The sequence below is a fragment of the Myxococcus sp. CA056 genome, assembly GCF_013336715.1.
Lineage (GTDB): Bacteria > Myxococcota > Myxococcia > Myxococcales > Myxococcaceae > Myxococcus > Myxococcus llanfairpwllgwyngyllgogerychwyrndrobwllllantysiliogogogochensis.
In genome coordinates, this window is sequence record NZ_JABUMT010000032.1 from 1 (window position 1) to 2,883 (window position 2,883).

A 2,883-nucleotide genomic window follows, 5' to 3' on the forward strand; every position below is an offset into this window, starting at 1 on the left:
TCGACTCCAAGCAGTCCTTCCGTCAGTTGCTCTCCCAGGTGCGCACGTCCACTCTGGCCGCCTACGAGCACCAGGACGTCCCCTTCGAGAAGCTCGTCGAGGAGCTTCAGCCTCAGCGTGACCTGAGTCGCTCACCGCTCTTCCAGGTCACCCTCACCCTTCAGAACGCTCCTGAAGAGGAACTCGAGCTCCCGGGTCTCACCCTCAGCGGGCTGGCTCCCAGCATCGAGACGGCGAAGTTCGACTTCAGCCTCTTTCTCGAAGAAGGCATCAACGGCTTCGTCGGCGGCTTCAACTACAACACCGACCTCTTCGACGCGGCGACCATGGAGCGTCTCGCGCGTCACTACCTCGTGTTGCTCGAAGCGCTGACCGTTTCGCCTGATGCACAGCTCGGTCTGATTCCTCTGCTCACGGTGGCAGAGAAGCAGCAAGTCCTCTCGGGTTGGAACGGCGCCACGACGCGCTACCCTCGCAACGCAAGCATTCAGGAGCTCTTCGTTCACCAGGCCGCGCGCACGCCTGATGCTGTCGCCGTTGTGTCGGGTGAGGAGTCTGTCTCCTACGCCCAGCTCGACTCGCGCTCCAATCAGCTCGCCCATTACCTGCGCACTCTCGACGTTCTTCCCGGCTCTCGCGTCGCCGTCCGCCTCGACCGCTCCGCCGACCTCATCGTCTCCCTCCTCGCCATCCTCAAGGCCGGCGCCTCCTACGTCCCCCTCGACAAGGCCTGGCCTTCCGACCGCCTCGCCTTCGTCCTTCGCGAGTCCTCAGCCGGCGTCGTCCTCTCTCACTCCGACGTCGTCGATGACCTGCCTGCCTGCGGCGCCGTCCTCCTCGTCATCGATGAGGAGGCTTCTCACATCGCTCGCCAGCCATCTTCACCTCTCACGGGTGTCGTGACAGGGGATGACCTCGCCTACGTCATGTTCACCTCCGGCTCCACCGGTGAGCCCAAGGGTGTCTGCGTCCCTCACCGAGGCGTCACCCGCCTCGTCTCTTCTTCCTTCATCTCCTTCGCCGCTTCCGACGTCTGGCTCCACGCAGCCCCCGTCGCCTTCGACGCCTCCACCCTCGAAATCTGGGGCGCTCTCCTCCACGGCTCCAAGCTCGTCCTCGCTCCTCCTCATGCCCTGTCGCTCGAGGAGTTGGGCGCTCTGCTTGTCCGCGAGGGCATCACCTCCCTCTGGCTCACCGCCGCTCTCTTCGAGCAGATGGTGGCGACTCAACCCGTCGCGCTGGCCGGTGTCCGCCAGGTCCTCGCCGGTGGCGACGTCCTGCCGCCTTCTCGCGTCCGCGAGCACCTCTCGCGGCTGCCCCCGGGCCACGTCCTCGTCAACGGCTACGGCCCTACCGAGAACACCACCTTCTCCGCCACTCACTCGCTGCGGAATGGGGACTCCTTCTCTCGCTCCGTCCCCATCGGCGCGCCTCTCTCCAACTCCTCCGCCTTCGTTCTCGACGCCTCCTTCCAGCCCCTGCCTCCGGGCGTCCCTGGAGAGCTCTTCGTCGGGGGTGACGGCCTTGCTTGGGGTTACCTCAACCGCGCTGACCTCACCGCCGAGCGCTTCGTCCCTCATCCCTTCTCTTCTTCGCCCGGTGCTCGCCTCTATCGCACCGGGGACCGCGTCCGCTGGCTCGCCGACGGCACTCTCGAGTTCCTCGGCCGCTCCGACTTCCAGGTGAAGGTCCGCGGCTTCCGCATTGAGTTGGGTGAAGTCGAGGCCGCTCTCCGTCTCTTCTCCGGCATCCAGGAAGCCGTCGTCCTCGCTCGCGAGGACGTCCCCGGTGACAAGCGTCTCGTCGCCTACTTCACGGCCGCCGAGCAGGACATCGACACGTCCGCGCTCCGCTCATTCCTCCTCCAGCGCCTGCCCGAGTACATGGTGCCGGCTGCTCTCGTCTCCCTCTCCTCCTTCCCTCTCTCCGCCAACGGGAAGCTCGACAGGAAGGCTCTTCCTCCTCCCGACTTCGCCGCTGCCACCTCCTCCGGCGACGACTTCGCCCCTCCCTCCACCCTCACCCAGTCCCGCCTCGCCTCCATCTTCTCCGACGTCCTCGGCCTGGAGCGCGTCAGCATCCACGGCGACTTCTTCGAGTTGGGCGGCCACTCCCTCCTCGCCACTCAAGTCGTCTCTCGCATCCGCTCCACCTTCGACGTCGAGTTGCCCCTCGGTGAGCTCTTCTCTTCTCCCTCCGTCGCTCTCCTCTCCGAGCGGCTGGACTTGCTCCACGGCTCCTCGTCTCGCCAGCCGGCCCTCGTCCCCGTCGACCGGGCCCAGCCGCTGCCTCTCTCCTTCGCCCAGCAGCGCCTCTGGTTCCTCGACCAACTCCAGCCCGGCGCTTCCACCTACAACATCCCCTGGGCGCTCAAGCTCACAGGCAACCTCAACGCGGACGCACTGCTCCAGTCCCTCAACGCGCTGATTCAGCGTCACGAGGCCCTGCGCACCCACTTCGCCATTCACGAGGGCCAGCCCGTTCAGCTCGTCCAGCACGACTTCGTGCTGGAGATGCCTCTCATCGACCTCTCCGCCCTGCCCCAACAGCAGCGCGACGCCGAGGCACAGCGGTTGGCGGCAGCCGAAGCCGTGCGTCCCTTCGACCTGGCCCAAGGCCCTGTCGTCCGCACTTCTCTCCTCCGCCTGGATGCGTCCGAGCACCAACTGCTCGTCACCGTCCACCACATCGCTTCCGACGGTTGGTCCATCTCCGTCATGGTCCGCGAGTTGGCCGCCTTCTACCGCCAGTTCTCCGGGGGCGAGCCTGCCCAGCTTTCTCCGCTGCCCATCCAGTACGCCGACTTCTCCGTCTGGCAGCGCCAGTGGCTCCAGGGCGACGTCCTCTCTTCCGAAATCGCCTGGTGGCGCACCCAGCTTGCCG

Annotated in this window: 1 protein-coding gene; it reads left to right on the top strand. The window is 66.3% G+C overall.

The window, feature by feature from the left end; all coding sequences use genetic code 11:
- The coding region (locus HUA76_RS44685; protein ID WP_174464417.1) for a non-ribosomal peptide synthetase at positions 1-2,883 on the top strand (2,883 nt) is incomplete at both ends.